This is a genomic window from Candidatus Enterococcus wittei (assembly GCF_002140175.1).
Lineage (GTDB): Bacteria > Bacillota > Bacilli > Lactobacillales > Enterococcaceae > Enterococcus_B > Enterococcus_B wittei.
On record NZ_NGMO01000001.1, the window covers coordinates 335,655 to 339,046 of the forward strand.

The following is a 3,392-nucleotide window of genomic DNA, read 5'->3' on the forward strand; positions in this document are numbered from 1 at the left end:
TGCTCGATATGTTCCAACTCGGCAGAGGCCTCATAAAGTTCTGTTTCAAGAGAGAAAATAAATTCCCGTTCTTTAAGGTCGAATCCTTTCAGCGCAAGCTCAATCAGTTTTTGATCCAATGGATAAAAAGTATCTGAGACTGCTTTGGTCAATCGAGTATACCATTCTTCTAAATTAGGTGAGGTAAACTTATTGTAACAAGGTTCCAGTCCATTAAGATAATTTTGAGTCATTGCATGAAAGGTGAAGATTGTTACCCCAGCATCAACACACTTCTGAGCCTCTCTCTCTGCTAACGCCTGTTTCCGTCGCCAAGCAAGTGCTTCTTTTTGATAGACGGTAAAAAGGTCATAGAGTGTTTTTTGATATTCTTTCAGTTGTAAATACCCACTTTGATGATAGCCAATAAAAGTGCTAAGGGCCACTTCATGATAGTTTCCTTTTTTCAATGCTTCACGTAATAGATCTGGATCTAACTGAGCAACCGCTAGTATTGCAGGAAGGATCGTATAACGTAGTTCTTCTACTCTTTTTATGCCATTTTCACTAATTTTATCCCAGACAAACGTACCGAAATTCTGAATTTCTGCTTGATTGAATTGTGTTTGAATACCTAAATCTGCTAGTAACTTTGCCCCTGTCAGTTGCATCAAGGAGTCATAATTAGAAATTGGTAACTCATCTGCCAGAGTGCTTGTCTCAAGAAAATAATTTGGTAATACCTCTTTAAGAAATAGAGACCATAGCTTTTGAACAATAGTTAACTCTTCTTTTGAGACCCTAAACGTAGAGAAATTAATAAGGACTTCAGTCTCAAAGAATTTTCTGAGATTACCAATGGTGAATTCAGAAGGATTAGGAGAATCTAGGATTTTCTTAAGCATATATCCTTCCATCGAACTTCCCAGTATATTTTCAGTCACCCATTTCATGATCGTTAGTCTCGCATCTTTATCGGAAATAGTTTCGTTTCCTTCGCCTCCATAAAGATCCAATTCTTTCAAGATCACTTTAGATAAGGATTGGAGTTTGTTATAACTGAGGATCATTTCACCCCGTTCTTCTGTGAACCATTTTCCCATCGCAATGAGAATATTCTCTAAGGTTGACTCTTCTTTTAGTATTCCTTCCTGACGGAAGAACTGTGCCACTTGAATCCTCATGTTTTTATCACGCCAATTAGGCGCTTCATACTTAGGCTTTTGTTTCCCACTAGCGGATGGCTGCATGGTGGTTATTTCTGCTGCTTGTGTTGTTTGGGTTGTTTGGGTCGTCTCTTCTTTTATTAATTCAGTAGAAGTGAAAGTAGGTGCTTCCTCTTCAGACGTATCAAGTAGCCATTTTGTAAAGATTGCTTGTGCTTTCTCCTTCGAAATCACTGCATCTTCTTTTTTTCCAAGGATGATATTCGCTAATATTTTTACTTTCGTGAAATCAGTCGTCTCTTTTCCTTCCACTTCCTTGATTGCCCATCTCGCCGCTTTTACTACTAATTCATTGGGTTTGGACACATTCACCTCGATATTCTTTTCCCCTAAGAAAGCAACGATTTTTTTACGAATGTTCTTTTGTTGTTCCTCTGTCCATTCAGGTAGCTTTGCTTCCATGATTAAACTCGTGGCTTCTGTCGGAGAAAGTGCCTTATTCTCACGAGTAAAAGCCTCAATCTTTTCTTTTTCCTCTTCATTCGCTTCAACTGCACTGATTTCGATGGCTTCAAACGTACTCGTGTCTTTATAGGTATACCCCACTTGTGCATTGTTGTTTTCCCATTGTAGTAAGAGATAGCGTGCCTCTTTCACCGTCACCTCTTTTTCTTCCAGCCCATAGGCTTTTTGCAGGATCTGGGCGATTTGTTTTTCTCTTGCTAGAATCGTCCCATAGTTGGTTCCTTCAAAGAGCCACTTTTGCATCCCACGAACCAATTCACTGGCGGATGGATCCTTAAAAGAAACTTTTTGTTCAAGCAGAAATTTTCGGACTGCTTCATTCACGGCTGGTGTTGCCATTCGCTTTTCAAAAAGCGTACGATGATAATAAATGGTTTGGATAGGCTGATCCTTAGAGATTGTGGGCGTGCGATCATGGATAAAATCTGCGTAGATTTGTTGGCATTCTTTTTTTTGTTCTTTAAGATGGATCATTGATGGTGCCTCTGCTTGAGACAATTGGTGGTGGATCGTTGTATAAGTGATCTCTTGGTATGTATAGCCTTCTAATAACGTATTGGCCTTCCATTGATTCAATATTGCTTGCACCTTGATAGACGACAGAAACTCCCCAAGTCTAAGATCTTCTACACCATAAGCTTTTAGTAGAAAGTAGGCTAAAAATTGTTTTCTTTCAGATATGTCAGAATCACTCTTGGTACTTTCTTTTTCGAGCCATTGTAATATGGCTTTTTCTAGATCACTACTAGAGTTTTTTTTAATTGCAATTCCTTCCTTCGTGAAGAACTCTTGCAATTTTTTATTGACAGCACTCGTTTCATTTCGCTTTTGAAAAAGAAGGAGATGGTAATAAAAGATCGGTAGAGGCTCTGAATAACGTGTCGCAGGAACCACATTTTCCGTCACATCCATCATGATTGTATGAACGGGTTCTAAGTCTGAATCTACAAAAGTGTTTGGTGCTGGTTTCATCTCACTATTTTCTGTGAAAGGTTCTTTGCGGAATTGTTTTTCACTTAAGGAAGATTGTTTGAGTTCAATAAAGGTGTAGTCTTTGAACACATTGTTGCTTTCCCATTGAAGAATCGTGTTGACAGCCTCCGTTGCTGTAAGATCGCGACGAATACCATACCCCTCTAGAATAATAGGAGCCAGCTGTTTTTGCCTAGCTAAAATCTCTGCATCTGTTTGTTCATTATGGACCCATTCATAGGCATTGATCGCTGAGGGTTGAGCGGGCAAGCCTTCACTAAACTCTGGTTGTTTAGCTAGAAACTGATTGACTGCTTCATTGGCTTTCTCTGTTTCATTCCGTTTTTGAAAAAGCGCAAAATCAAACCAGAAAGGGAGGAGGGGTTCGTAGGTCGGTAGCGTCATAGAATGCTTATTAAGGTAAGCCAAATGGAATTTTTTTACCATTGCCGCTCCTTCTAAAGATAGTACACCGTAGGTATAGATATTAGTAGAAATGATCGCTCCAGCTAATCCACTAGTTTTATACGTTCGATCATCTGAAGAAGGTTCCTGAAACTCGTAATCCTTAAAAATATTATTGTCACGCCATTGCGAGAAAATAGCATGGGCTTGATGGTGAGAGATTGGATGGCTCGCTAGTCCCGAGGCGGTAAGAATCAGCTCAGCGACTTGTTTACTTCTGATTTCTTCTGTTCCCTTTCCTTCTTTTCTGATCCATCTCTGTGTCGCAGTAATCAGTTGAAGGAG

At 39.5% G+C, this 3,392-nt stretch carries 1 protein-coding gene; it reads right to left on the bottom strand.

What is annotated here, in order from left to right:
• Nucleotides 1–3,392: QWxxN domain (locus tag A5844_RS14080; RefSeq protein ID WP_179190511.1), on the bottom strand; the 3,392-nt coding region annotated here is incomplete at both ends.